The sequence below is a fragment of the Halobacillus sp. KGW1 genome, assembly GCF_001592845.1.
Lineage (GTDB): Bacteria > Bacillota > Bacilli > Bacillales > Halobacillaceae > Halobacillus.
Map to the genome: position 1 here is coordinate 1,273,747 of NZ_LSOC01000002.1, position 23,261 is coordinate 1,297,007.

24 protein-coding genes are annotated in these 23,261 nt (G+C 46.7%); all 24 read right to left on the reverse strand.

Annotated elements, in window-relative coordinates; translation table 11 throughout:
- Positions 1-60 precede the first annotated feature (60 nt).
- The 24 genes from glyS to hemW all read right to left on the reverse strand — a co-directional run bounded on the left by glyS (position 61) and on the right by hemW (position 23,252).
- On the reverse strand, positions 61-2,148 hold the full coding sequence (gene glyS, locus AXG56_RS07250) for a glycine--tRNA ligase subunit beta (RefSeq protein ID WP_062513807.1): 2,088 nt from the start codon (positions 2,146-2,148) through the stop codon (positions 61-63).
- Positions 2,141-3,028 carry a glycine--tRNA ligase subunit alpha gene (gene glyQ, locus AXG56_RS07255; RefSeq protein ID WP_008638258.1) on the reverse strand — a complete coding sequence of 296 codons (888 nt, stop codon included), beginning with the start codon at positions 3,026-3,028 and terminating at the stop codon, positions 2,141-2,143. Before glyQ ends, glyS begins: the two co-directional genes overlap by 8 nt.
- 283 nt (positions 3,029-3,311) lie before the next feature.
- Positions 3,312-4,055 carry a DNA repair protein RecO gene (gene recO / locus AXG56_RS07260; RefSeq protein ID WP_062513809.1) on the reverse strand — a complete coding sequence of 248 codons (744 nt, stop codon included), beginning with the start codon at positions 4,053-4,055 and terminating at the stop codon, positions 3,312-3,314.
- 17 nt (positions 4,056-4,072) lie between these two features.
- Entirely contained in the window at positions 4,073-4,225 is a 153-nt protein-coding gene (locus AXG56_RS19110; RefSeq protein ID WP_008638267.1) for a YqzL family protein, read from the reverse strand.
- A gap of 96 nt (positions 4,226-4,321) precedes the next feature.
- A complete protein-coding gene (gene era, locus AXG56_RS07265) occupies positions 4,322-5,227 on the reverse strand; it encodes a GTPase Era (RefSeq protein ID WP_008638268.1) in 906 nt (301 codons plus the stop codon).
- A 72-nt stretch (positions 5,228-5,299) separates the two neighbouring features.
- On the reverse strand, positions 5,300-5,680 hold the full coding sequence (locus AXG56_RS07270) for a diacylglycerol kinase family protein (RefSeq protein WP_062513811.1): 381 nt from the start codon (positions 5,678-5,680) through the stop codon (positions 5,300-5,302).
- Positions 5,655-6,134: an rRNA maturation RNase YbeY gene (ybeY, locus tag AXG56_RS07275; RefSeq protein WP_062513813.1), complete on the reverse strand. Its 480-nt coding sequence runs from the start codon at positions 6,132-6,134 to the stop codon at positions 5,655-5,657. Before ybeY ends, AXG56_RS07270 begins: the two co-directional genes overlap by 26 nt.
- Positions 6,131-8,251, reverse strand: a complete 2,121-nt coding sequence (locus AXG56_RS07280) for an HD family phosphohydrolase (protein WP_062513814.1) — start codon at positions 8,249-8,251, stop codon at positions 6,131-6,133. Before AXG56_RS07280 ends, ybeY begins: the two co-directional genes overlap by 4 nt.
- A 62-nt stretch (positions 8,252-8,313) precedes the next feature.
- Positions 8,314-9,276, reverse strand: a complete 963-nt coding sequence (locus AXG56_RS07285) for a PhoH family protein (protein ID WP_062513816.1) — start codon at positions 9,274-9,276, stop codon at positions 8,314-8,316.
- Positions 9,277-9,278: 2 nt separating this feature from the next.
- Positions 9,279-10,460 (reverse strand): sporulation protein YqfD, encoded by a 1,182-nt coding sequence (gene yqfD, locus AXG56_RS07290; protein WP_062513818.1) that lies wholly within the window; start codon positions 10,458-10,460, stop codon positions 9,279-9,281.
- Positions 10,457-10,759, reverse strand: coding sequence for a sporulation protein YqfC (gene yqfC / locus AXG56_RS07295; RefSeq protein ID WP_008638275.1), 303 nt, complete (start codon positions 10,757-10,759; stop codon positions 10,457-10,459). Before yqfC ends, yqfD begins: the two co-directional genes overlap by 4 nt.
- 72 nt (positions 10,760-10,831) lie before the next feature.
- Positions 10,832-11,308, reverse strand: a complete 477-nt coding sequence (locus AXG56_RS07300; protein ID WP_062513820.1) for a hypothetical protein — start codon at positions 11,306-11,308, stop codon at positions 10,832-10,834.
- 29 nt (positions 11,309-11,337) lie between these two features.
- Positions 11,338-12,312 (reverse strand): flotillin-like protein FloA, encoded by a 975-nt coding sequence (floA, locus tag AXG56_RS07305; protein ID WP_062514134.1) that lies wholly within the window; start codon positions 12,310-12,312, stop codon positions 11,338-11,340.
- Positions 12,313-12,344: 32 nt separating this feature from the next.
- Positions 12,345-13,685 (reverse strand): nodulation protein NfeD, encoded by a 1,341-nt coding sequence (locus AXG56_RS07310; RefSeq protein ID WP_062513822.1) that lies wholly within the window; start codon positions 13,683-13,685, stop codon positions 12,345-12,347.
- 123 nt (positions 13,686-13,808) lie between these two features.
- A complete protein-coding gene (locus AXG56_RS07315; RefSeq protein ID WP_008638282.1) occupies positions 13,809-14,255 on the reverse strand; it encodes a GatB/YqeY domain-containing protein in 447 nt (148 codons plus the stop codon).
- Positions 14,256-14,275: 20 nt separating this feature from the next.
- Complete coding sequence (gene rpsU / locus AXG56_RS07320) at positions 14,276-14,449, reverse strand: 30S ribosomal protein S21 (protein ID WP_008638284.1); 174 nt, start codon at positions 14,447-14,449, stop codon at positions 14,276-14,278.
- Positions 14,450-14,614: 165 nt separating this feature from the next.
- The gene (gene deoC / locus AXG56_RS07325) at positions 14,615-15,286 is read right to left on the reverse strand and encodes a deoxyribose-phosphate aldolase (RefSeq protein ID WP_008638285.1); all 672 of its coding nucleotides are present in this window, start codon (positions 15,284-15,286) and stop codon (positions 14,615-14,617) included.
- Positions 15,287-15,372: 86 nt separating this feature from the next.
- Positions 15,373-16,125, reverse strand: a complete 753-nt coding sequence (locus tag AXG56_RS07330; RefSeq protein ID WP_062513824.1) for a 16S rRNA (uracil(1498)-N(3))-methyltransferase — start codon at positions 16,123-16,125, stop codon at positions 15,373-15,375.
- Between the two features lie 6 nt (positions 16,126-16,131).
- Complete coding sequence (gene prmA, locus AXG56_RS07335; protein ID WP_008638290.1) at positions 16,132-17,070, reverse strand: 50S ribosomal protein L11 methyltransferase; 939 nt, start codon at positions 17,068-17,070, stop codon at positions 16,132-16,134.
- Between the two features lie 118 nt (positions 17,071-17,188).
- Positions 17,189-18,316, reverse strand: coding sequence for a molecular chaperone DnaJ (gene dnaJ, locus AXG56_RS07340; protein WP_026577197.1), 1,128 nt, complete (start codon positions 18,314-18,316; stop codon positions 17,189-17,191).
- Between the two features lie 160 nt (positions 18,317-18,476).
- Entirely contained in the window at positions 18,477-20,297 is a 1,821-nt protein-coding gene (gene dnaK, locus AXG56_RS07345) for a molecular chaperone DnaK (RefSeq protein WP_008638293.1), read from the reverse strand.
- Positions 20,298-20,332: 35 nt separating this feature from the next.
- On the reverse strand, positions 20,333-20,866 hold the full coding sequence (grpE, locus tag AXG56_RS07350; RefSeq protein ID WP_008638295.1) for a nucleotide exchange factor GrpE: 534 nt from the start codon (positions 20,864-20,866) through the stop codon (positions 20,333-20,335).
- Positions 20,867-20,990: 124 nt separating this feature from the next.
- Positions 20,991-22,013 carry a heat-inducible transcriptional repressor HrcA gene (gene hrcA / locus AXG56_RS07355; protein ID WP_008638297.1) on the reverse strand — a complete coding sequence of 341 codons (1,023 nt, stop codon included), beginning with the start codon at positions 22,011-22,013 and terminating at the stop codon, positions 20,991-20,993.
- A 99-nt stretch (positions 22,014-22,112) separates the two neighbouring features.
- A complete protein-coding gene (gene hemW / locus AXG56_RS07360; RefSeq protein ID WP_008638298.1) occupies positions 22,113-23,252 on the reverse strand; it encodes a radical SAM family heme chaperone HemW in 1,140 nt (379 codons plus the stop codon).
- Between the last annotated feature and the right edge of the window lie 9 nt (positions 23,253-23,261).

Sequence of the window (23,261 nt, forward strand, 5' to 3'; positions counted from 1 at the left end):
CAATGTGACATACTATTTACTATTATAGCTCATATTCTTCTTCGGGTAAAAGGGGGTGACTCAGAACTGCTGCTTCCACTCGATTGCATTCAAGTCTGCAAACAGATAAACATCTTCAGCAATGGCTTTCAGCATGCTTAAACGATTAAGGCGTACGTTCTTGTCTTCGGCCATGACCATGGTGTGTTCAAAGAATGCGTGAATAGGTTCAGCAAGTCCGGACAACTTATTCAGTGCATCCTCCCACTGCTCCTGTTGCAGAAGTGCCACATACGCTTCGTGTATGGATTGATGTGCTTGATGAAGTTTTTCTTCTTCCGCGTTTTCAAACAAGGCTGGATCGACTGTTCCTGCATCCTCAGCCTTTTTAGCAAGATTCAGTACACGCCCCAGTGCTTCGTGGACTGGTTTAAATGCCTGATCCTGTCTTTTCTCAACGAGGATACGTCCTTTAGCAGAAGCGGAAGGAAAGACACCGATGCCGTTTGCAAGCACCGCTTCGACGATATCCGGATCGATATGGTCTTCTCTTAACAAATACGCGGCACGAACACGGAAAAATTCGTGAAGATCTTCATGAACTTCTTCTTTCGTGCGGGTCGGCAGGCTCAGTTCTATGTAGAACTGGTGCACAAGGTCAATGAGGTTTTCCACTGGCACGTTCCACTTTCTCTCATTCAAAGTCTGTAAGATTCCAAGCGCTTGACGACGTAAGCTGTATGGGTCTTGAGAACCGGTTGGAATAATGCCGATAGAGATACTTCCGACAATGGTATCGAGTTTGTCAGCTATACTTACGATGGAGCCGATGACGCTTGCCGGCACCTCTCCATTTGCCTGACGAGGCATGTAGTGCTCATTAATTGCGACAGCAACTTCTTCCGGTTCTCCGAAGATGCGGGCGTACTTCTCCCCCATCACGCCCTGAAGTTCCGTGAACTCATCCACCATTTGTGTAACCAAGTCGAATTTGCTGATTTCTGCTGCGCGTACCGCATGTTTTCCAGTCGTTTCATCCAGGTCAAGCCACTCACTCAATTTCTTTGTAATGGCAACGATCCGCTGCACTTTATCAGCAAGCGTCCCGAGCTCTTCCTGGTAGACCATCCGGGACAGCTTCTCCATTTTCTGATCGATGCTGCCTTTTTGATCTTCCTCGTAGAAGAATTGAGCGTCTTTCAAACGGGCCTTTAGAACCTTTTCGTTCCCTCGTGCAACATTCTCTATATGCTTTTCATTCCCGTTCCTTACTCCTACGAAATAGGAGAGGAGCGTTCCTTCTTTAGAACGAACAGGGAAATATCGCTGATGCTCCTTCATAGAAGTAATCAATGCTTCTTCCGGAATGGCGAGGAATTCATCGGAGAAGCTTCCACTGAACACTGTTGGATATTCCACAAGATGGGTAACTTCATTCAACAGGTCTTCATCAATGATGAGTTTCCAGCCTTTTGATGCTTCCAAAGCTTTTAACTGACGATGGATTTCCTGTTTCCTCTCCTCGGCTGAAGCAAGAACGTTTTGATCCTTCATTATTTGTTCGTACTGGTCAGCAGAAGGGATCGTCGTCTTTCCACCGAGGAAGCGATGACCGAATGTTGTTTTACCGGCTTCTACATTCTCAATGGTGAAAGGAATGACTTCTTCTCCGAAAAGTGCTGCAATCCAGCGAATCGGGCGGACATAGCGAAGATCACGATCTCCCCAGCGCATGTTTTTCGGGAACGAGAGACTAAGGAAGACTTCACGAAACTGTTTCAGCAGTTCGAAAGTTTCCTGGCCCTCGATATACTTGTTGACATGGACATATTCCGTTCCGCCGATTTCTTTGAAGTAGATGTCATCGACACCTTTTCCCTGCCCCTTGGAAAAACCGATGGCAGCTTTCGTCCAGTTGCCTTCTTCATCCAATGCGATTTTCTTGGCCGGTCCTTTTGCTTCTTCCTCGACATCCGGCTGTTTTTCCGCTACGTCCGTAATTTGTACAGCGAGACGACGTGGGGTGGCGAAGTCTTTCACAGCCCCGTAAGGAATGCGGTTCTCTTCCAACCAAGCGATGGTCTTCTCTTTTAATTGACCGATGGCATCATCGATAAATCGTGCCGGTAATTCTTCAACTCCAAGTTCAAACAATACGGTTTTACTCATTGGTATCCTTCTCCTCCTTCAGCATCGGGAATCCGAGGCGCTCGCGTTCTTCCACATAAGTCTTGGCAATTTTCCTTGCAAGGTTACGAACTCTTGAGATGTAACCGGTACGCTCTGTCACACTGATGACTCCTTTAGCGTCAAGCAGGTTGAACGTATGGGAACACTTCAATACGTAATCATAGGCAGGGAAAACAAGGCCTTGTTCCATAATGCGCTTTGCCTCCTGCTCGTAAGTATTAAAGAGATCGAAAAGCATTTGTTCATCCGATGCTTCGAACGTATAGACCGAATGTTCATATTCCGGCTGTGTGAAAATATCTCCGACCGTAACTCCATTCGTCCATTCCAGTTCGAAAACATTCTCCTTATCCTGAATATAAGAGGCAAGTCTCTCCAAGCCATACGTAATTTCAGCAGAAACCGGGCGTGCTTCCAATCCACCGATTTGTTGGAAATAAGTGAACTGCGTAATTTCCATACCGTCGAGCCATACTTCCCAGCCCAGCCCGGCAGCTCCAAGCGTCGGGTTCTCCCAGTTATCTTCCACGAAACGGATATCGTGCTTATCCGGGTCGATACCGAGTGCGCGGAGAGAATCCAAGTAGAGTTCCTGGATATTATCCGGGGAAGGCTTCATGATCACTTGAAATTGATGGTGCTGATAAAGACGGTTCGGGTTCTTGCCGTATCGACCATCCGCAGGGCGACGTGATGGTTCCACGTATGCCACGTTCCAAGGCTCAGGTCCAAGGCTCCGGAGCAGTGTCATCGGGGACATCGTCCCTGCCCCTTTCTCTGTGTCGTATGCCTGCATGAGCAGACACCCCTGGTCGGACCAGTGTTTTTGTAATGTTAAGATCATATCTTGTATGTTCATTGTTTCCCTCCTCGAATTATAGGTAGATAAAAAAGACCCCGTCCCTATGCCTGTTTCAGGCATAGGGACGGGGTCTCCGCGGTTCCACCCTAATTGCTTTCTCCATAAGAAAGCCACTTTTAAAGAATTTGCTCCGGAACGCCTTCACCAAACCGCATGATGCCTGACTCTCACCCCCACAGGCTCGCTTTAACCAGCATTGTTCAGCTACTACTTTCCTTCAACGCAAAACGATATTTTGTATTCAAATCATACTCTACTGACTGATGTCTGTCAAATAACATCAGGAGAACTGATCAAGCTGTCTGAGGAACTTTTTTGATTTCAAAAAATAACCGCCGTATCGTTCGTAATAATCATCCATCAACTGCCTGAGCAGTTTCTTATTTTCTTCCTTCATCGTGATGGTACCCAAACGCTTGACATCCATATGTAGAAATACACGCAACAGCTTAGGCAGCGGTTCCGGCAGTCCATAGGCTTCCGGATCGCGCCCTTTACAACGAAAGCACAAGACGCCTCCTTCCACGATGGAGAAAGAGAACGGTCCTTCCTGACTGCCGCAGTGAATGCACTGATCTACGACCGGAGCAAAGCCCGCTTTCTTGAACATCTTCAGTTCGTACATCATCGAAAGGATGTTCGGATCCTTGCCTTCGTTCATCCAGGTCAGTGTCTGCAGGAGCTGTTCAAAAAGAAAAGGATCCGGCTGCTTTTCTTCCATGAGTTTGTCCGTCAATTCAGCAATATAAGAAGCGTACGCTGTTTTAACGATATCTTCGCGGATCGATCGCAGCGAAGAGAGCATTTCGCCCTGACTCATAGAACCTAATCCGGACCCCGAATGAATGAGGTACATCCCATGGATGAAAGGCTGCGTCACCGATGACATCCGGCTTTTCGGCTTTTTAGCCCCGCGCGCCATCACAGCAATTTTACCTTTTTCTCTAGTCATCAGGGTTACGACCTTATGAGTCTCCCCGTAATCGTTCGTCCGGATGACCAAGCCTTCCACTTTGTCTAACAAATGGCTCACCTGCTTCGTTAGTGTCTCCACTCATCTGTTGATAAAAATTCAGGAGAAGAAGCATGTTTCTCTTCAGACTGTTGATCTTGAGACTCCAACTCTTTCATTAACAAATACGTCTCCACGCTTCCAGTCATACTGAAAACATTCCATGAAAGTTTGTCGCGCACAAGAAACACCGCCTTTCATAATCATTGTTAAACAAATACACAATATTAGAATGCGTTCTTCTCCTTGAAACCATAAGGCTTAATTTTTTCCAAGTATCAATATTCGTCTTCCCGATAGCCGAAATCGCTGAGCTGGATCTGCTTGTTGCGCCAGTCTTTCTGCACCTTGACCCAAAGCTCCAGGAACACCTTACTGCCAAGCAGCGCTTCAATATCCTTCCTGGCACGCTTTCCGACTTCCTTCAACATACTGCCCTGCTTGCCGATGATGATGCCTTTCTGTGATTTCCGCTCTACAATGATGGCAGCCTGGATATAAACGGCATTAGAGTTTTTCCGCTTTTCAATTCCCTCGATAACCACCGCGATGGAGTGCGGAACTTCCTCTCTTGTCAGATGCAGTACTTTTTCCCTGATGAATTCACTGATAACAAAGCGCTCCGGGTGATCGGTGATTTGATCTTCCGGATAAAACTGAGGACCTTCCGGAAGATGATTCTTCAGGACGGAGACAAGGTGGTTCACATTGTTCCCCTCAAGGGCGGAAATAGGAATGATTTCTTCAAAGTCGAACATGCCTTTGTACTGCTCAATTAAAGGGAGCAATTCATCCGGATGCACCTTATCAATCTTATTGATGATCAGAAATACCGGTTGGTCGACGCGTTGGAGACGATCAATGATGAATTGGTCTCCCCGGCCGTATCCTTCCTCCGCATTGATCATAAACAAGACGGCATCCACTTCATTCAGCGTATTCTCAGCAACATTGACCATATAGTCCCCGAGACGGTGCTTCGGTTTATGGATACCGGGTGTATCAATAAATATCATTTGTGCTTCTTTATCTGTATAGACCCCTTGAATTTTGTTTCTCGTTGTTTGCGGCTTATCACTCATAATTGCGATTTTTTCCCCGATGACGCGGTTCATAAATGTCGATTTCCCGACATTCGGACGACCTACGATCGTGATGAAACCGGACTTGAAATTGTCTGTCATAGCTGTTCCTCCAATAATTACTTAAACGTTACTCTCTATATTCTACTATACATTGCCCATACTTTCATGAAGTTAGAGCAACGGAATGAGTTTCGGCAGGAAAATGATCAATCCGATCACGATCGATCCGGCGCTCGCGACGAGCACCGCACCTGCCGCTATATCTTTAACTTCCCCCACCGCAGGATGCCGCTCTGGAGCGAGATGATCCAGGATCCGTTCAATCGCGGAGTTCACCATCTCCAGTGTCATTACAAGAGCGATGATCCCCACAACAACCGCCCATTCCAAAGCGGAAATCGAGAACACAGCACCCGCGATACATACGATGGAAGCGACGGAGAGATGGATTCGAAAGTTTCGCTCAGAGTTTATGACACGAACAAGACCGTGCCAAGCATATCGAAATCCAATTCCCCGTTTCTTTTTACGACCTTTCGAGTCCGAACTCATGGAGGATTTCCTCTTGACGGCCAAACATCTTCTTCTCATCCTCAGTATTCATATGGTCATATCCCAGGAGATGCAGGAAACCGTGCAAAGCAAGGAAACCGAGCTCTCTTTCAAGGGAATGCCCATATTCTTCCGCCTGCACCTTCGCTGTATCAACAGAAATAATGATGTCTCCGAGAATCATCGGCATATTCTCATCCAGCACGTTCACTTCTTCTTCTCCTTCTCCCAATTCCTGCATAGCGAAGGAAATTACATCCGTCGGTGTATCTTTTTGTCGGTAATTTCGGTTAATCTCCTGAATTTCTTTATCATCCACGAAACTAACAGACACTTCTGCTTCCGCTTCAATTCCCTCTTTCTCTCCTGCAAAACTAATGATGCGGTGGATCAGGTCAACGAACGCTTCGTCGACGGAATTCGTTTCATCATGAAAATCAATGGTAATCATTATTTAGCCTCCCTGACTAATTGTTTCGTATCCGGATATTCAATTCTTGAATGGTAGATCCCTTGAAGCGTCTCACATATGGCATATTCCAACTTCTTAAGGTCATTAAACGTCAAATGGCTGTCGTCTAACTGCCCATCAAGCAAGCGGCTTTCCATAATGGAGCGGACGATGGAGCGAATTTTATCTGCTGTCGGATGGTCCAAAGAACGAACAGCAGCCTCAACGGAATCGCAGATATTGATAATCGCAGCTTCTTTTGTTTGAGGTTTGGGCCCCGGGTAACGGAACTCTTCCTCCTTCACGCTCTCTCTACGTTCCTGTGCCTTATGGAAGAAATATTTGAGCAGAGTCGTTCCGTGATGCTGTTCCGCAATTGCAATAATCTCGGGCGGAAAGTTTTCCTTTTCCAGCATGGCCGCTCCTGCATAAGGGTGATCGATAATGATTTCGGCACTCTCTTCCGGTTCCATATAATCATGAGGGTTCTTCATCCCCATTTGATTCTCGATAAAAAAGTGCGGTTTTACCGTTTTTCCTAAATCATGATAATAAGCAGCTACTCTTGCCAAAAGTCCGTTGGCACCAATGGACTCGCATGCCGCTTCACTTAAGTTAGCGACCATAACACTGTGATGGTACGTCCCGGGTGCTTCTATCAATATTTTCCGCAGGACCGGGTGATTGGGACTTGCCAAGGCTAACAGTTTCTGGTCGGACAGTATACCGAAACCTGTCTCGAAGAAAGGAAGGAGACCAAGGGTAAGAACCGCCGCAATCATGGCAGCAGCAAAGCCGTACCCGCAATAAAGGAGCACTTCCGACCAGGTGTATTTCTCAAAAGAAATGAATAGGAAGAACAAGATGGTACATATATTGGTGATAGCAACACCGGCACTTGCCTTCACGATGGACAACCTTTCTTTCTTCCTTGTAAGAAAGAAGATACCGGCCAACTGGGATAAGAGCAGGTACATACCGGCAGCAGCATTCAGCGTACCGGACAATTGTCCGTTGAACAATACACAGCCCATAAGCGCATAGAGGATCGCCATGACAAGAGCCAGTCTCTCCCGACAAAGGACTTTGATCAACACCGCCCCTGTCGCTGCCGGAACTAAATAAAAGATAGGCTGATCCATACTATCATAAAGACTGATCATCTTCATCAAAAAAACCATAAAGATGGATATGAGCGCCGTAATCGCCAGATGACTTAGTGAAAGGCCGTAATGATGCACAGCACGGAAACTTTCCATATACATAATCGTCCCCAAAAGAAGCGCAAAACATGCCAGTCCCAAAAACGGCAAAAGGTTTCTCTGCTCTTTCAACACACCCGTTAAACGAAGGTCTTCGTAAATATCATTGGTAATGGTTGACCCTTTTTGGACCAGCACCTCCCCTGCACGGATCATGACGGGTTCGACCTGGGAGGCTGCTGACTTAATTGCTTCTTCCGTCCTCCTCGGATCGTAAAGCGAATTTTCCACGAGCCCAAACGCTGCAATGTCGGAAACCACTTGCTTTAAAGAAGCAGGCACGCTGGAGTATTCTGCTTTGAGATGAATGTTCCGCTCGGCATCCGGCAGACCTTCCGCACGGATTCCATCTTCTAAAGCAGTATGTACGGAGGGGATAAGAAATTGTTCCGCCGTTTCCCTTTCCTCTTTGTCTGCCTGTAGCAGCGGCAGAAAAATCTCCGTCGGAAGCTCTGAAGTAATTTCATCAGAAAGAAGAGCCTGCACTTTCCTAAGCTGCTCTTCCTTCCCAGCGGCATCGTCTCCTTCAGCGCCCGTTTCTTCCACTACATCAAAAATTTCTTCGATCATGGATATCCGCTCTTCCGTTATATCCTCAGAAACCGTGTAGCGGTCATCTACCGCTCTCGTGACTTCCCTTATCTGCTGGTCCGTTTTCTGTTCGTTTTCGATCGTAATCGGGGACCGGATCGTCTCCGGAGCCGTTCCGTATTTCTCCAAATTATAGGTCTGAGTCTGTATGTTCGGTATCGCCAGTATAAAGAAAAAGGCTGCAACGACCAAGGCCAACAATCCGATGATCGGCTTCGATGTACGCCATTCGCCCTTAAAGAATCTTTCACGCATCCTATCGAACATCACGCCACTCCCTTACATAATTTTCCTTGCAGAACAGAAAATAAGACCCTTTTCTCAGGGCCTTATTTGTCTTCCCTTTCGTACGCATCTATGATCCGTTGAACGAGCGGGTGTCTGACTACATCGGATTGCTCCAGGTGGATGAATGCCGAGCCTTTCACTTTCCCTAAGCGTTCTTCCGCCACTCTTAGTCCGGACTTCACGCCTTTAGGAAGATCGACCTGGGTGATATCACCCGTTATGATCATCTTGGATCCGAATCCTAGTCGAGTCAAAAACATTTTCATTTGTTCAGGTGTCGTGTTCTGTGCTTCATCCAAAATTGCGAAAGCGTCATCCAGAGTCCGCCCGCGCATGTAGGCCAGAGGGGCAATTTCAATCGTTCCTCTATCAATGAGCCTCGCCGTGTGCTCGGCACCGAACACATCGTGCAGGGAGTCGTATAGCGGACGAAGATACGGGTCTACCTTTTCCTTCAGGTCTCCAGGCAGGAAACCTAAACTTTCGCCTGCTTCAACCGCTGGCCTTGTCAGGACAATCCGTTTAACATCTCCGTTCTTCAGTGCATTTACCGCCATGACGACAGCCAAATACGTCTTACCTGTTCCCGCAGGGCCGATACCGAAGACTAGGTCATTCTTCTTAATAGCAGCAATATAATTCCGCTGCCCAAGCGTCTTAACACGGATCGACTTACCTTTGGCGTTTTTGGTGATCTCATCTTCATATAATGCTTCAAATTGATTTATTTTCCCTTTTTTAGCAAGTTCCACCGCGTAGACAATATCACGTTCTGTTACAGTCAGTCCCTTTCTGATAATAGCGAGTACACTCATCAGGATGTCCTCTACTATCTTCACATGCTCAGCCGGGCCGGACACACGCACTTTCTCCCCACGGGTGATGATCGTCACTTTCAACTGCTCTTCAATCTGTTTTAAATTGCGGTCTTCTGTACCGAACAGAGCTAATGCTTCTGTCGTATTATCTAATTGAATGTCCATGTTCTTCAAGTCTTCTGGCATACTCAATCTCCTTGGCTTAAATACTTTGTGACTGCAATATTTTCATGTACTTTATACAATAGGATTAATTTTACTTTACCATGCTCCTCACCCAGGTGCAAAACTTTTTCCTCCTTGATTTCTGCATCTTTAGGGATCTCCTGCTGCAAGCTTCGTCTTCCCGATGCAAGACCCAGTTTCTCTAACTCATCCCTTGAGGACGCATATGCTTTCGGGTCAATAGAATAGTGATCCGTCGTCTTCATTCCAAACGGACTTTCCCAACCGAACAAGTCCCAGCCATCCCTGTGGTTCTCTTCTCGAAAATTTCCGTCCTCCCCTTTCCACCATCCCCAGAAGGGAACTTCCCACTCCCCAAGGCGGAAGTGATACTCCGACTCCACTTGACCGTCTGTAAGCGTCAGCACCTGTTTCATAGGCAGGTTCTGCTCCACTTTATACCATGTCTCTGCAATTACTTCCCCGTCCGAATGAATGACAGTTTCTTTGTCTTCTACAAGTTTTCCGGTCGCCAGCACTTGTCCTTTTTTAACGACGTCGTACACGGAAACAAGTGGACGGCCTTTCTTAATAAACGTCTCCACTATCATCCCTTTCTTTGCAGCAACCAGGTTTGAGGGACGGTTGTCCATTTTCGTATCATAGCGAGTTTTCTCCACACCATAAAGGTGATAACTCGTCCCCTGCTTCTTGACCCCTATCCAAAGCAGATCAGGTACATCATCAAGCAGCTTCTGCTGAATCTCGATTGGATCACTCATTCCGATGGTCAACTTACCCGGCTTGATTCCATAATCCTTCAAATGTGTCTCCACATCCGCTTCTAATTCCGGCGTCAGCCCGTCCACTTTGATGGACCAAAGGGTGTTAGCGAGGAGAAATATGACGACGACTGCAGCAAGGAAGGCGAAGACTAAATACAACCGCCCCAGCATTTGATTAATAAAAAACGGCAGCCCGTTTCCACCTTTAATAGATATTTTACATCGATACTTTTTCCGTAATTGACGAAGTATCTGCCAGTCTTTCAACCGGATCGTAAGGAGGACCTTCCCCTCCTCCGTGCGCTTCATATCCGATATATGGCACCCGCGTTTAACACACGCCTGCAGAAACGGCTCCATCAATGCCCCCTGAACTTCCACCGTCATCCTGCCATGAAAAAAGTCACGCTGGTTCCTCAAGTTTTCACCCCCCCGGCCGAGTCAGGCAAGAATTCCACCGACTGCAGTTCTCCTTCCAGTAGCAGCTCTTCCTTCAACATCATTTTCACGCCAAGGTCCTTACCTAAAATGCGAACCTGCCCCTTTTTATATTGAATCCTGATCTCATGATCCGAGAAATGCAGGAGGCCTGTATGATTCTCTATGTACAAATGAATCGAGCCGATCGTCGTGATCCTTGGCAAATCCAGCATGACATCAGAAGGTAAATCAAAGTAACGACCGATCCATGTACGGATATGCTGCTGCCATTTTGACATGCGCCCGCCCTCCTCTCTCTTTATTTATACGAAAAACGCACGAATTGTATCACTACAATTCGTGCGTTTCGGTTATCTTTTTCGCGGATGAGAGGAATGAGGCTTGTGTGCCCGGGGAGGACCAAGCACCTCCGCCATCAAAATTCCTTCCGCAAGCTTCTTTTTATTCCAGCTCTTCGGATTTGCAACACTAACTTCTTTGCGCCCTGTTCCTGCTGACTGCGCAGAAGTTACTTCCACCTGGGGGCCGGGACCGGACGACCGTCGCTCCGACCCGCGCATTCTCTCTCTGGATTGCTGCACTTCATTTAAGCGCTGCTGTTTCTCTTCATAGTAACGCTTCAGACGATCTTCTCCACTCGTCTTGTCTGCTTCCACCTTCTGTTCCGGCACCTTCTCAGGAGCCGGGCTGGAAGACGGCATCGGCCGGGCTGGTTTGTCTGCCTGCTGCTCTTTCTTCCCTGCTCCACTGAAAAAGCTGATGATTCCACCGATGATTGCAGCGACGACGAGGAAGTTACTGAATATCAGATCAAGAAGATCTCCCATATCCATTCTCCTTTTCGTCCATCATTGAATTATTTATCTTCACCTTCGGAATCTTCGTCAGATCCTTTGCCGAGTGTATTCCTCATATCTGTGTCGGCATTGATATTCTGATAGTTCATATAATCCATCACACCCATTTTTCCTGAACGGAGAGCCGCAGCAAGGGCTTGTGGAACTTCCGCCTCTGCTTCAACAACCTTCGCCTGCATTTCTTGAACACGGGCGCGCATTTCTTGTTCCTGGGCAATTGCCATAGCGCGGCGTTCTTCCGCTTTCGCCTGGGCAATGTTTTTATCTGCTTCCGCCTGATCGGTTTGAAGGATGGCACCGATGTTCTTCCCGATATCAATGTCTGCAATATCAATCGATAGAATTTCAAATGCAGTCCCCGCGTCCAACCCTTTGCCTAAAACATTCTGCGAAATACGATCCGGATTCTCCAGCACTTGACCATGACTGGAGCTGGAACCGATAGTAGAGACGATACCTTCACCTACACGGGCAATAACGGTATCTTCCCCTGCACCACCGACGAGGCGGTCAATGTTGGCACGCACAGTAATCCGCGCCTTCGCTTTCACTTCAATCCCGTCCATCGCTACACCGGCGATAAACGGCGTTTCAATAACTTTAGGGTTAACACTCATCTGCACAGCTTCCAGTACATCACGGCCGGCAAGATCAATGGCCGCACACCGCTCGAAGCTTAGTTCGATATTTGCACGCTGCGCTGCAATCAAGGCATTAACAACGCGGTCTACGTTACCTCCCGCCAAGTAGTGACTCTCCAACTGGTTTGTATCGACGTTTACCCCCGCTTTGTGGGCCTTGATCAACGGGTTAATGACTCTGGATGGAATAACCCTTCTCAAACGCATACCGACCAGTGTAAAGATATTGATCTTCACTCCCGCAGCCAAGGCACTGATCCACAGCATAACGGGTATAAACGTGAACAGAACTGCTAATACGATAATAATGATACCGATGATAATTAACGGCATTAATTCCTGAAGTGTCAAAATACTTCCTCCTCTTATTCGTCTGTTTTTAAGGCCCTGACAACTATTCTGGACCCTTCTGTCTTCACAACTTTCACTTTTTCTCCTATTCCGATGAAACCACCTTCCGTGACTACATCAAGCCTTTCTCCATCGAAATCAGCGGTTCCGGATGGGCGAAGCGGGGTGATGGCGCTTCCTTCCAAACCTATAAGCTCCAGCCTGCTTACCGACGACACGTATCCTTTATCACTGGAGGTGGAGTCATTTAAAATAATGTGGCGGAAAAATCCCTTTTCGAGTCCGATCGTCTTGAAAAGAATGACGGACACGATAATGGTAACAATCAGAGCAATTCCGATACTCATCGCCATGTGCCCCATATCCGCGGAGGACATCATAAGGGCGGCGACAATAGCTACAACCCCAATCACCCCGGCTATCCCTCCCGGAAGGAACAACTCCGCTATCACCAGGCCTACACCAAGAATTAACAGAATGATCGCCTCATATCCCGCAAGTCCTGCGACAATATGTCCGTAGAAGAACAGGACGAGTGCCAACGCTCCCATAATTCCAGGTATACCGAAACCAGGTGAATAAAGCTCCACTACAAGCCCTATACTTGCGATTGAAAGCAAGATCGGAATGACGACAGGATCCGTTAAAAATCTGGCCACGTTCTCTGAAAGCGTGGGGTTCTCTTCAACTATCTCTGCATCCGATAAACCAAGCGCATTCAACAGTTCATTACGATCTTCTACGATTCCTTCTGCATAACCGACTTCCTCTGCTTCTTTCGGACCCAACGTAAGGAATTCTCCTTCCGGCGCACCATAGTCGGGGAGGTCTACATTACTATCCGCCATGGCTCTTGCGTACTGTGGATCTCTTCCATTCGCTTCAGCGGCTGCCACCATAGCTGAAATCCAGGCAGACTGTGCTTTTTTGTCGGCCGCTGTCCCATCAGAATTGATTACTCCGGAAGCTCCCATCGTCGCCTGTGGTTTCATGTATATAGTATCTGCATTCAATGCTATATAAGAACCGGCTGAATACGCTCTGCTTGTGACAAATGCTGTGTTGGGAATGTCGAGATCCTGAAAGATCTCGCCGATGTCACCGGCCGCATCTACCCTTCCGCCGGGAGTATCAATTTCAAAAATGATGTGGTCGACACCGTTTTCCTCGGCATCAGACGTTACCCTTTCAAGAAAGGCTGCCATTCCCCTTTCCACCGTATCCCTTACAGGAACGATATATACAGTCTCTCCTTCACCATCTGCTTGAGTTATGATATCTCCAGGACTGATTGCTAAGTATAAGGCGAAGATAAGGATTGCCGCATAGAGCGAAACGCGAACCGATTTCTTCATTCCTCCATCACCTCCCTCCAGATAGTTTTCCCATCGTACCATTCCTATACGAACGAATGCGGTTTCAGGTTTCAAAAATATAAAAAGGCCTCTCTTACTTAATAAGAGAGGCCTTTATATTGTTTAAGATAATTGCTGAAGAACGAGTTTATTGACCTTGGTTCCGTCGGCCTTGCCCTTAACTTTAGGCATGACGGCGCTCATGACTTTACCCATGTCACTCTTGGAAGCAGCTCCTACTTCCGCAATCGCTTCATCAACGATTTGCTTGAGTTCTTCATCTGTCAGCTGTTTCGGCATATATACTTGTAAAATCTCAAGTTCACGTTCGAGTCCTTCTACAAGATCTTCACGTCCAGCTTCTCTGAATTCATGGAGGGAATCATTTCTCTGTTTTACCTCACGGGTTAAAACAGTCAATTCTTCTTCTTCAGATAATGAGTCTTTCCCCAGTTTAATCGCTTCATTCTGCATAGAAGCTCTGACCATGCGGATCGTTGACAAACGTTCCTTGTCACGTGCCTTCATGGCCGTTTTCATATCCTGGGCTAGACGGTCTGTAATAGTCATCTCTTCAACACCCTCTACAATTACTTACGCTTTCTAGCCGCCTCAGACTTTTTCTTACGGCGTACGCTAGGCTTATCGTAATATTCACGCTTACGATATTCCGCTAATGTACCACTTTTTGATACATCACGCTTAAAGCGACGAAGAGCATCTTCAAGAGACTCGTTTTTACGAACGCGAGTTGTTTTTGACATGCTAATTTCCCTCCCTCCGAAGCAAACAAAACTGTTTCTCTTGTATGGGAACCCCCCATACCTTTGACAATTATATTATAAGGAGCACATATGGTCAACTTTTTTTGCGGAATAACCGATCTTTATTACCGTTTTCTTCCACGTTAACCAGCTGCTAATCCTTGATTAGTAATCAGAGGTACCCTGTCCTCCATTAATGATGGAAATCCCGGCACTTGCACCGATCCGGGTCGCACCCGCTTCAATCATCGCTTTTGCTCCATCATAGTCGCGGACACCGCCGGATGCTTTGACACCCATTTCCGGGCCTACGGTTTTGCGCATCAGGCTGATATCTTCAACCGTTGCACCGCCGCCGGAGAAACCTGTTGATGTTTTAACATAATCAGCCTCTGCTGCTTTGGCAAGTTTGCATGCCGTTACTTTTTCTTCGTCTGTCAGAAGAGATGTTTCAATAATAACTTTTACAAGAGCTTGATCTTTGGCAGCGTTAACGACAGCTTCGATATCTTCCTGTACAAGAGCACTGTTCCCTGATTTAAGCTCTCCGATGTTAATAACCATGTCCACTTCTGTAGCACCGTTCTCGATTGCCTGCTTCGTTTCAAAAGCTTTCGTTTCTTTTGAAGTGGCTCCAAGCGGGAAACCAATAACGGTACAAACCTTCACATCTGTATCCTTCAACAGACTATAGCAATACTCGACCCAGTGTGGGTTTACACAAACAGAAGCGAAATGGTTCTCTTTCGCTTCTTCACAAATCTGAGTGATTTTTTCTTTTGGTGTATCCGGCTTCAGTTGCGTGTGGTCTATCATTTTAGCTAAGTTTTGTTCCATGGATGATTCGTCCTTTCACGGTTTAGTTGTTCGTACATCTTATTGTAGCACAGCATGAAAGCGATTCAAATATAAAAACCGCACACTTATTCCTGTTCCTCGAACAGAAAAGAAATACTGGACAAGAAGTAAAGAGGGGCTGTCTCCATACGAAGGATCCGGGGTCCTAAGCGGATAGATAAAAATCCATCCCCATCCAGCGTCTGCACTTCCTGGTCAGAAAAGCCGCCCTCGGGACCAAAGACCACGAGAACCTTCTCTCCCGGAGATGCTTCTGCCAATCGTGTGTGCAGTGCATACGAACTTCCTCTTCTTGCCTCGTCTGCGTATGCAAAAAAGCACCGGTCGAAAGCTTTTTTTCTGGTTCTTAATTCTGATAATGATACGGGTGGATAAATGTCAGGGACGTGAGACCGCTCTGACTGCTCCGCCGCTTCCTTAGCGATTTTCTCGAGCCTGTTGATTTTTTTATCCACTTTTTTATTCTCCCATTTCGCGACACAACGCTCCGCTTTAAACGGGATGAAGGCATGGGCACCGAGCTCCGTTCCTTTCTGAACAACTTGCTCAAGCTTGTCGCCTTTGCCGATTGCGGACACGATCGTCACCTGTACCGGAAGTTCCCTGTCTTCCTTCCGCCATTCACCAAACTTACATACAACGGTGTCGTCCGATATATCCGTAATTTCACAAAGAGCCGGTCCCTTATCGGGATGGATGGCTATGATTTCATCACCGGTTCCCATTCTCATCACACGCGTTATATGATGTACGTCATTACCAACTATGGTGATATGGTTATCCCGCCACTGTTCTCGATCAATGAAATATCGCTGCATCGTCCATCACTCCGGTTTTCTTGCAATAATGCTGACCCAGTCTTCCATCATGTTTGTTTCGACGATCTCAAAACCAGATTCCACCAGACGATCTCTGACCATTTCTTTCCTGGCTGAAATAATACCACATGTGATGAAATAGCCACCCGGTTTCACCACGTTATACGCGTCATCAGTAAACTTAACAATGATTTCTGCAAGGATGTTGGAAACGATCAGATCCGCTTCCCAGTCCACCCCTTGAAGAAGATCATTGACCTGAACCGTCACTTTATCATCGACCTTATTTAGAGCGGCATTATTTTTTGAGCTGGACACAGCAACGTCGTCCAAATCGTAAGCATACGCGTGTTCCGCTCCCAGAAGAATGGATGCTACGCTTAAAATGCCGGACCCTGCTCCTACATCGATCACGTTGTCTCCCGGAACAAGGTACTGTTCCAGTGCCTGAATGCTGAGAACCGTCGTTGGGTGAGTCCCCGTACCGAATGCCATTCCTGGATCCATTTCAATAATGATTTCGTCACTGGATACCGGCGTGTAGTCCTCCCACGTAGGGATAATGGTAATTTTCTCGGAAATCTTCACCGGTTTATAATATTTCTTCCACGATGTTGCCCAATCTTCTTCATGTACCTCTTGGATCGTGACTTCATTTCTCCCGATATCGATACCGAATTCGGTTAGGTTGTTAACCGAACGTTTAATGCCGTCCACGGTTTCCCCAAGAAAACTAGTCATCGGCATATAAGCTTTGACATATACTCCATCTTTCGGATAGTCATCCGGATTAAGCTCATAGATTTCTCCAAGCTTAGTCTTATATCGTTTCATATCTTCCGGATCTTCGATGACGACTCCGCTCGCTCCAGACTCATGGAGAATATTCGATACCGGTTCAACTGCTTCACTGGTCGTATGGATACAGACTTCAGACCACTTCATAGGTTCCCACCCTTTTCATTATATTGAATTCTTCTCATACAAAAAGTGCCTGTACGACAGGACAGGGAAATCCTGTCAGAAGACCCTTTAGACCTTTTCGTACAGACACGTACATCTGTTATTCTCCTTTAAACGCGCGCTTCATACGCTCGAAGAAATTCCCATGCTGCTCTTCTGTCGCTTCATTTCCACTAATATCATTGAATTCACGCAACAGTTCCTTTTGACGCTCTGTCAGGTTCTTCGGTGTGATCACTTTCATCTTGACATGCTGGTCGCCATGACCACGGCCATGAACATTCGGAGACCCTTTTTCCTTTAAGCGGAAGGTTTTTCCCGTTTGTGTACCCGCAGGCACTTTCAGCTTCACATTGCCGTGAACAGTCGGAACTTCGATTTCATCGCCAAGTGCCGCCTGTGCATACGTGAGCGGAATTTCACAGAAAATGTGATCGCCGTCTCTGCGGAAGAACTCGTGCTGCTGGACACGGATAACGACGAACAAGTCTCCTGCCGGTCCTCCATTGACACCGTCTTCGCCTTTGCCCTGAACGCGGATCTGCTGACCATCGTCAATGCCGGCAGGAATGTCGATGTGGATGGTTCTGCGTTTCTTCACACGACCATCGCCACCGCAGGTCTGGCATTTTTCTTTGACAAGGTTACCAGTCCCCTGGCAGTGATGGCAGACGCGGCGATTCACGACACGGCCGAATGGTGTATTCTGCTCCTGGTTAATTTGACCGCTTCCTTGACAATGCGGGCAGGTTTCAGGACTCGTGCCGGGCTTCGCACCGGAACCGTCGCAGGTATCACATTCTTCTTCCGTCGGAATTTGAATATCTGCACTTTTACCAAAAATCGCTTCTTCAAATTGCAGGGTCATCGTGTATTGAAGGTCCTGACCTTTTTGCGGAGCGTTCGGGTCACGACGACGACCGCCGCCGCCGAAGAACATGTCAAAGATGTCACCGAAGCCGCCGAAGTCTTCTCCTCCGCCGCCGAAACCACCAAAGCCGCCCTGATTTGGACCGGCATGGCCGAATTGATCGTATTGTGCACGTTTCTGTTGATCACTCAGCGTTTCGTAGGCTTCTTTCGCTTCCTTGAACTTATCTGATGCATTTTCTTCCTGACTGACATCAGGGTGATACTTACGTGCCAGTTTACGATAAGCTTTCTTGATTTCTTCCTTGGAGGCGTCTTTGGAAACTCCTAGAACCTCATAATAGTCACGTTTACTCACTTGTCGATCACTCTCCCGGACGCTATTACATAACGTTTATATTAACATTGAAGAAGGAGGCAGGCAAATGGTTCTCTTGCCGAAACCATCGTCCTTCCTCTTCAAGAAAAAAGCCAAAGTCAAGAAGAACCTGACTTTGACTTTTGAATTCTACCTTCTCTTACTTTTTATCGTCTTCGTTGACTTCTTCGTAATCTGCATCAACGACATCATCATCTCCAGAAGCACCCTGCGCTTCTTGAGCCTGCTGCTGCGCCTGCTCATAAAGTTTTACAGAAAGAGCCTGTACGTGCTCTTGAAGAGCTTCTTTCTTCTCTTTGATCACTTCAAGATCTTCTCCTTGAAGCGCCGTTTGAAGTTCTTCTTTCGCTGCTTCCGCTTTTTGCTTATCTTCTTCACTTACCTGCTCGCCAAGATCTTTGATAGTCTTATCTGTTGTGAAGATTAGCTGGTCTGCTTCGTTACGAAGTTCGATAGCTTCCCGCTTCTTCTTATCTTCTTCGGCGTTTTCTTCCGCTTGACGTACCATATCTTCTACTTCTTCATCAGAAAGGCCTGAAGAAGATTTAATCGTGATGGATTGCTCTTTATTGGTACCCATATCTTTCGCACGCACGTTTACAATACCGTTCGCATCGATATCAAAGCTAACTTCGATTTGCGGAACACCACGTGGTGCAGGCGGGATATCCGTCAATTGGAAACGGCCGAGTGTTTTGTTATCCTGAGCCATTTCACGTTCCCCTTGAAGGACATGAATATCAACCGCTGTCTGATTATCTGCAGCAGTAGAGAACACCTGGGAGTGGCTTGTCGGAATCGTCGTATTTCTTTCGATCAATTTCGTTGTTACTCCGCCCATTGTTTCAATACCCAGGGAAAGTGGTGTCACGTCAAGAAGAACAACGTCTTTAACATCTCCCTGCAATACGCCGCCTTGGATGGATGCACCCAGCGCAACTACCTCATCAGGGTTAACACCTTTAGACGGTTCTTTACCGATTTCTTTCTTAATGGCTTCCTGTACAGCAGGAATACGTGTGGAACCACCGACAAGAATAACTTTATCGATTTCGCTTGCGCTCATACCGGCATCTTTCATCGCTTGACGAGTCGGCTTCATAGAGCGTTCTACAAGGTCAGATGCAAGCTCTTCGAATTTTGCACGAGTCAAGTTCATTTCCAAGTGAAGTGGACCAGCTTCGCCAGCCGTAATAAACGGAAGGGAAATCTGCGTCTGAGCTACACCAGAAAGGTCTTTTTTCGCTTTTTCTGCTGCATCTTTCAGGCGTTGTTTCGCCATTTTATCTTGAGACAAATCAATGCCGTTCTCTTTCTTGAATTCAGCTACCATGTGATCGATGATAACCTGGTCGAAGTCATCTCCGCCAAGGCGGTTATCTCCGGCAGTAGAAACTACTTCAAAGGTACCTTCACCGATATCAAGGATAGAGACGTCGAATGTACCGCCACCAAGGTCGTATACAAGAATTGTTTGATCTTCATTCTCTTTGTCAATGCCGTAAGCAAGTGCTGCGGCCGTAGGCTCGTTAATAATACGCTCTACCTGAAGTCCTGCGATCTTCCCTGCATCCTTCGTTGCCTGACGCTCTGCATCGTTGAAGTATGCTGGAACAGTGATAACAGCTTTATCCACTGTTTCTCCAAGATAGTCCTCTGCATAGCTCTTGATATATTGAAGGATGATGGCAGACACTTCCTGTGGTGTGTACTCTTTGCCTTCTACTTCAACTTTGTGGTCTGTACCCATGTAACGTTTCACAGAAAGGATTGTATTCGGGTTTGTGATCGCTTGACGCTTAGCGACTTCCCCTACTTGACGTTCCCCATTTTTGAAGGCTACAGCGGATGGAGTCGTGCGGTTTCCTTCCGGGTTGGGAATAACTTTCGCTTCTCCACCTTCCATAACTGCAACACAAGAGTTTGTTGTACCTAAATCAATACCGATGATCTTACCCATTGGTTTGTGTCCTCCTTTAACATACTCTTCTAATATTATTGATTTACTTTAACCATAGACGGGCGAATAACCCTGTCTTTCAAGCGATAACCTTTTTGCAACTCTTCTACTACGACATTGGATTCGTAGTTTTCATCTTCCACCTGCATGATAGCCTGGTGCAAGTGAGGATCGAATTCTTCTCCTTCGGCAGGGATTGCTTCCACCCCTTCTTTCTCCAAAGCAGTCTTGAACTGGTTATACACCATCTTCATACCCTCAGAGAAGTTTTTGGCAGAATCTCCGTCTACTTGAACCGCCAAGGCACGTTCAAAGTTATCCAATGCCGGAATCAACTCTTCCACCAAGCTTTGGGATCTATATTTCCGATCCGCTTCTTTCTCTTTCTGAGTACGGCGGCGGAAATTATCATAATCTGCCTGCAGACGAAGCAGACGATTATTAATTTCTTCTTTCTCCTGTCGCAGTTGTTCCAGCTCGTCGTTGCTTTCTTCTACAACTTCCTGGTCTGCATCTTGTTCGTTTTCTAATTCTTTGTCATCAATGATTTCCTGTTTGTTCTCTTCCATGACTTCCACCTCCTACTTTCCATTAGCCGTTACTGACTATAACATGAATTCCTATCCATAAAAAAGCATTAGACAAAAAGAAGCGATGGGAATCATGCACCCATCTGAAGTTTTCTCACACGATTCAATACCAATCGCGGAAGGTCCTGGTCATATGCTTGGATAACACGTTCATAAGGGAAAACATTCGATTATACTCCATACGCGTAGGACCTAGCAGTGCAATCGTTCCTACTTGATCATTTCCCAAATGATAACTTGCTGTAATCAAACTGCAGTTTTGCATGCTGTCAAAAGGATTTTCCTGTCCGATTCTCACATGGATGCCCTCTGGATCAGAACGGAGGAGATCTGCCATTTCTGCCTCTTTTTCCATAGTGGCATAAAGAGAGCGGACTTTATCCAGATCCCTGAATTCAGGCTGCATGAGAATATTGGTCTTCCCTCCGATATACAGTTTGGACGGATGATCGTCAATAAGGGCAGCCCTCAAATAAGTGAAAGCTTCCTCATGCTGGGAAGTGTGTTTACGGATCAGTTCATCAATCTCTGTGAAAAGCTTCTCATGAAGCTTCACTAACGGTACACCCTGCAGCCGACTGTTCAGGATATTCATCATCTTCTCCAGATCCGCACCAGAGATTTCGGATGGAACGTTGAAAGCTCTGTGCTCCACATGGCCGGTGTCCGTGACGAGGATGGCTATAGCTGATTGTTCGGATAAAGGAACAATTTGCAGCTGCTTCAATTTCGTCTCGAATATTTCCGGCCCGAGTACAATGGAAGTGTAGTTCGTCAAATCGGAAAGTATGCTTGCCGATTTCTGAACCACCCGTTCGAATTCCATCATTTGTTCAGCGAATGCTCCCCGAATAGTGGTTATCTCTGAACCGGATAATCGAAGTGGTGACAGCAGATGATCGACGTAGAAACGGTAGCCTTTCTCGGAGGGCACTCTACCGGAAGAAGAGTGTGTCTTCTCAATAAAGCCCATTTCCTCCAAGTCGGCCATTTCATTCCGTATAGTCGCCGAGCTGAATGTCACAGAGTCCTTCTTTGATATGGACCGCGAGCCGACCGGCTGCGCAGTCGAAATGAAATCATCAACAATGACTTGCAGTATCAGCAATTGTCTATCTGTTAACATCGATGATCACCTCTGTTAGCACTCCTATACAGCGAGTGCTAAATCTAATAATAAATTATCAAAAGGACTTTCCCATGTCAACGGTTAAGCTCGGTTTTTTCAGTCATCTAATAAAAATTCCTGGAATACTTCATTGCCGAGGATGCGACCTTTTGGAGTCAGGCGGAGGTATCCTTGTTCTTCCTCCATTAACCGGCGGTCCTTCATCGCTGAAATCGCCTGCCCGAACACATCGACTATTGGCTGATCATACTTTTCTTTGAAACGTTCCACTTTTACCCCCTGCGTTTTCCTAAGGCCGAGAAACATCTCTTCTTCCATCATTTCTTTCCTCGTTATCGGTTCCTCGTGAAGGACAGGTTTCCCATTTTCCATCGCCTGCTTAACATAGGCAGGAAGCGGACGAATATTGATGGTACGCTTGCCGGGCATGTATCCATGTGCCCCGGCACCTATTCCGTAATAATAAGCATTATCCCAGTATGTCAAGTTATGCTTGCTTTCAAACCCCGGCTTTGCGAAGTTGCTGATCTCATATTGGACTGCTCCTGCATCAGCAAGCCTGCGCTGCAGCAGCTCATACATTTCAGCTTCGCGTTCCTCCGGAGCCTTGGAGAGCTTACCCTTTTTGTACCTTTGATAAAACACCGTTTTCGGTTCAATTTGCAACGAATAAGAGGAGTAATGCGGAAGCCCAAACTGCAGGGCTTCGTCAATGGTTTTATTAAAATCCTCGACCGTCTGACCCGGCAGGGCGTACATGAGGTCGATGCTTATATTCGACAACCCGCCGCTCAAAAGTCTGTCGATGTTTGTATAGACATCTTTCACTTTATGGACACGGCCGATCTTTTCCAGCATATCATCATCGAACACTTGAACACCGAGGGAAATGCGGTTGACTCCATAGGCTTTCAAGAGCCGGACTTTCTCCATATCCAAATCGCCCGGGTTCGCCTCAAATGTATATTCCTCACAACCGGCGACATCGAAATGGGCGTCGATCATTTTCAATAACTTTTCCAATTGCTGATGGTTTACCGCCGTCGGGGTCCCGCCTCCGACGAAAATGGTACGCACACTTGCCTTTCCGCTCGGAATGTATGTGTGAATCTCTTTTTCAAGAGCAATAAGATATTCATCAGCTAAACGCTCATTATAGAAAAACTTCGTAAAATCACAGTAGTGGCAGATCTGCTGGCAGAACGGGATGTGTATATAAGCGGATGATATAGTCATTGGATGTGT

Excerpts from the sequence above, each read along its gene's own strand:
- glyS (WP_062513807.1), bottom strand. The coding sequence starts at position 2,148 with ATGAGTAAAACCGTATTGTTTGAACTTGGAGTTGAAGAATTACCGGCA.
- glyQ (WP_008638258.1), bottom strand. The coding sequence starts at position 3,028 with ATGAACATACAAGATATGATCTTAACATTACAAAAACACTGGTCCGAC.
- era (WP_008638268.1), bottom strand. The coding sequence starts at position 5,227 with ATGACAGACAATTTCAAGTCCGGTTTCATCACGATCGTAGGTCGTCCG.
- AXG56_RS07270 (WP_062513811.1), bottom strand. The coding sequence starts at position 5,680 with ATGAGTTCGGACTCGAAAGGTCGTAAAAAGAAACGGGGAATTGGATTT.
- AXG56_RS07280 (WP_062513814.1), bottom strand. The coding sequence starts at position 8,251 with ATGTTCGATAGGATGCGTGAAAGATTCTTTAAGGGCGAATGGCGTACA.
- AXG56_RS07285 (WP_062513816.1), bottom strand. The coding sequence starts at position 9,276 with ATGCCAGAAGACTTGAAGAACATGGACATTCAATTAGATAATACGACA.
- yqfC (WP_008638275.1), bottom strand. The coding sequence starts at position 10,759 with ATGTCAAAATGGCAGCAGCATATCCGTACATGGATCGGTCGTTACTTT.
- AXG56_RS07300 (WP_062513820.1), bottom strand. The coding sequence starts at position 11,308 with ATGGGAGATCTTCTTGATCTGATATTCAGTAACTTCCTCGTCGTCGCT.
- floA (WP_062514134.1), bottom strand. The coding sequence starts at position 12,312 with ATGCCGTTAATTATCATCGGTATCATTATTATCGTATTAGCAGTTCTG.
- AXG56_RS07310 (WP_062513822.1), bottom strand. The coding sequence starts at position 13,685 with ATGAAGAAATCGGTTCGCGTTTCGCTCTATGCGGCAATCCTTATCTTC.
- AXG56_RS07315 (WP_008638282.1), bottom strand. The coding sequence starts at position 14,255 with ATGACTATTACAGACCGTCTAGCCCAGGATATGAAAACGGCCATGAAG.
- rpsU (WP_008638284.1), bottom strand. The coding sequence starts at position 14,449 with ATGTCAAAAACAACTCGCGTTCGTAAAAACGAGTCTCTTGAAGATGCT.
- deoC (WP_008638285.1), bottom strand. The coding sequence starts at position 15,286 with ATGGAACAAAACTTAGCTAAAATGATAGACCACACGCAACTGAAGCCG.
- AXG56_RS07330 (WP_062513824.1), bottom strand. The coding sequence starts at position 16,125 with ATGCAGCGATATTTCATTGATCGAGAACAGTGGCGGGATAACCATATC.
- prmA (WP_008638290.1), bottom strand. The coding sequence starts at position 17,070 with ATGAAGTGGTCTGAAGTCTGTATCCATACGACCAGTGAAGCAGTTGAA.
- dnaK (WP_008638293.1), bottom strand. The coding sequence starts at position 20,297 with ATGGGTAAGATCATCGGTATTGATTTAGGTACAACAAACTCTTGTGTT.
- grpE (WP_008638295.1), bottom strand. The coding sequence starts at position 20,866 with ATGGAAGAGAACAAACAGGAAATCATTGATGACAAAGAATTAGAAAAC.
- hrcA (WP_008638297.1), bottom strand. The coding sequence starts at position 22,013 with ATGTTAACAGATAGACAATTGCTGATACTGCAAGTCATTGTTGATGAT.
- hemW (WP_008638298.1), bottom strand. The coding sequence starts at position 23,252 with ATGACTATATCATCCGCTTATATACACATCCCGTTCTGCCAGCAGATC.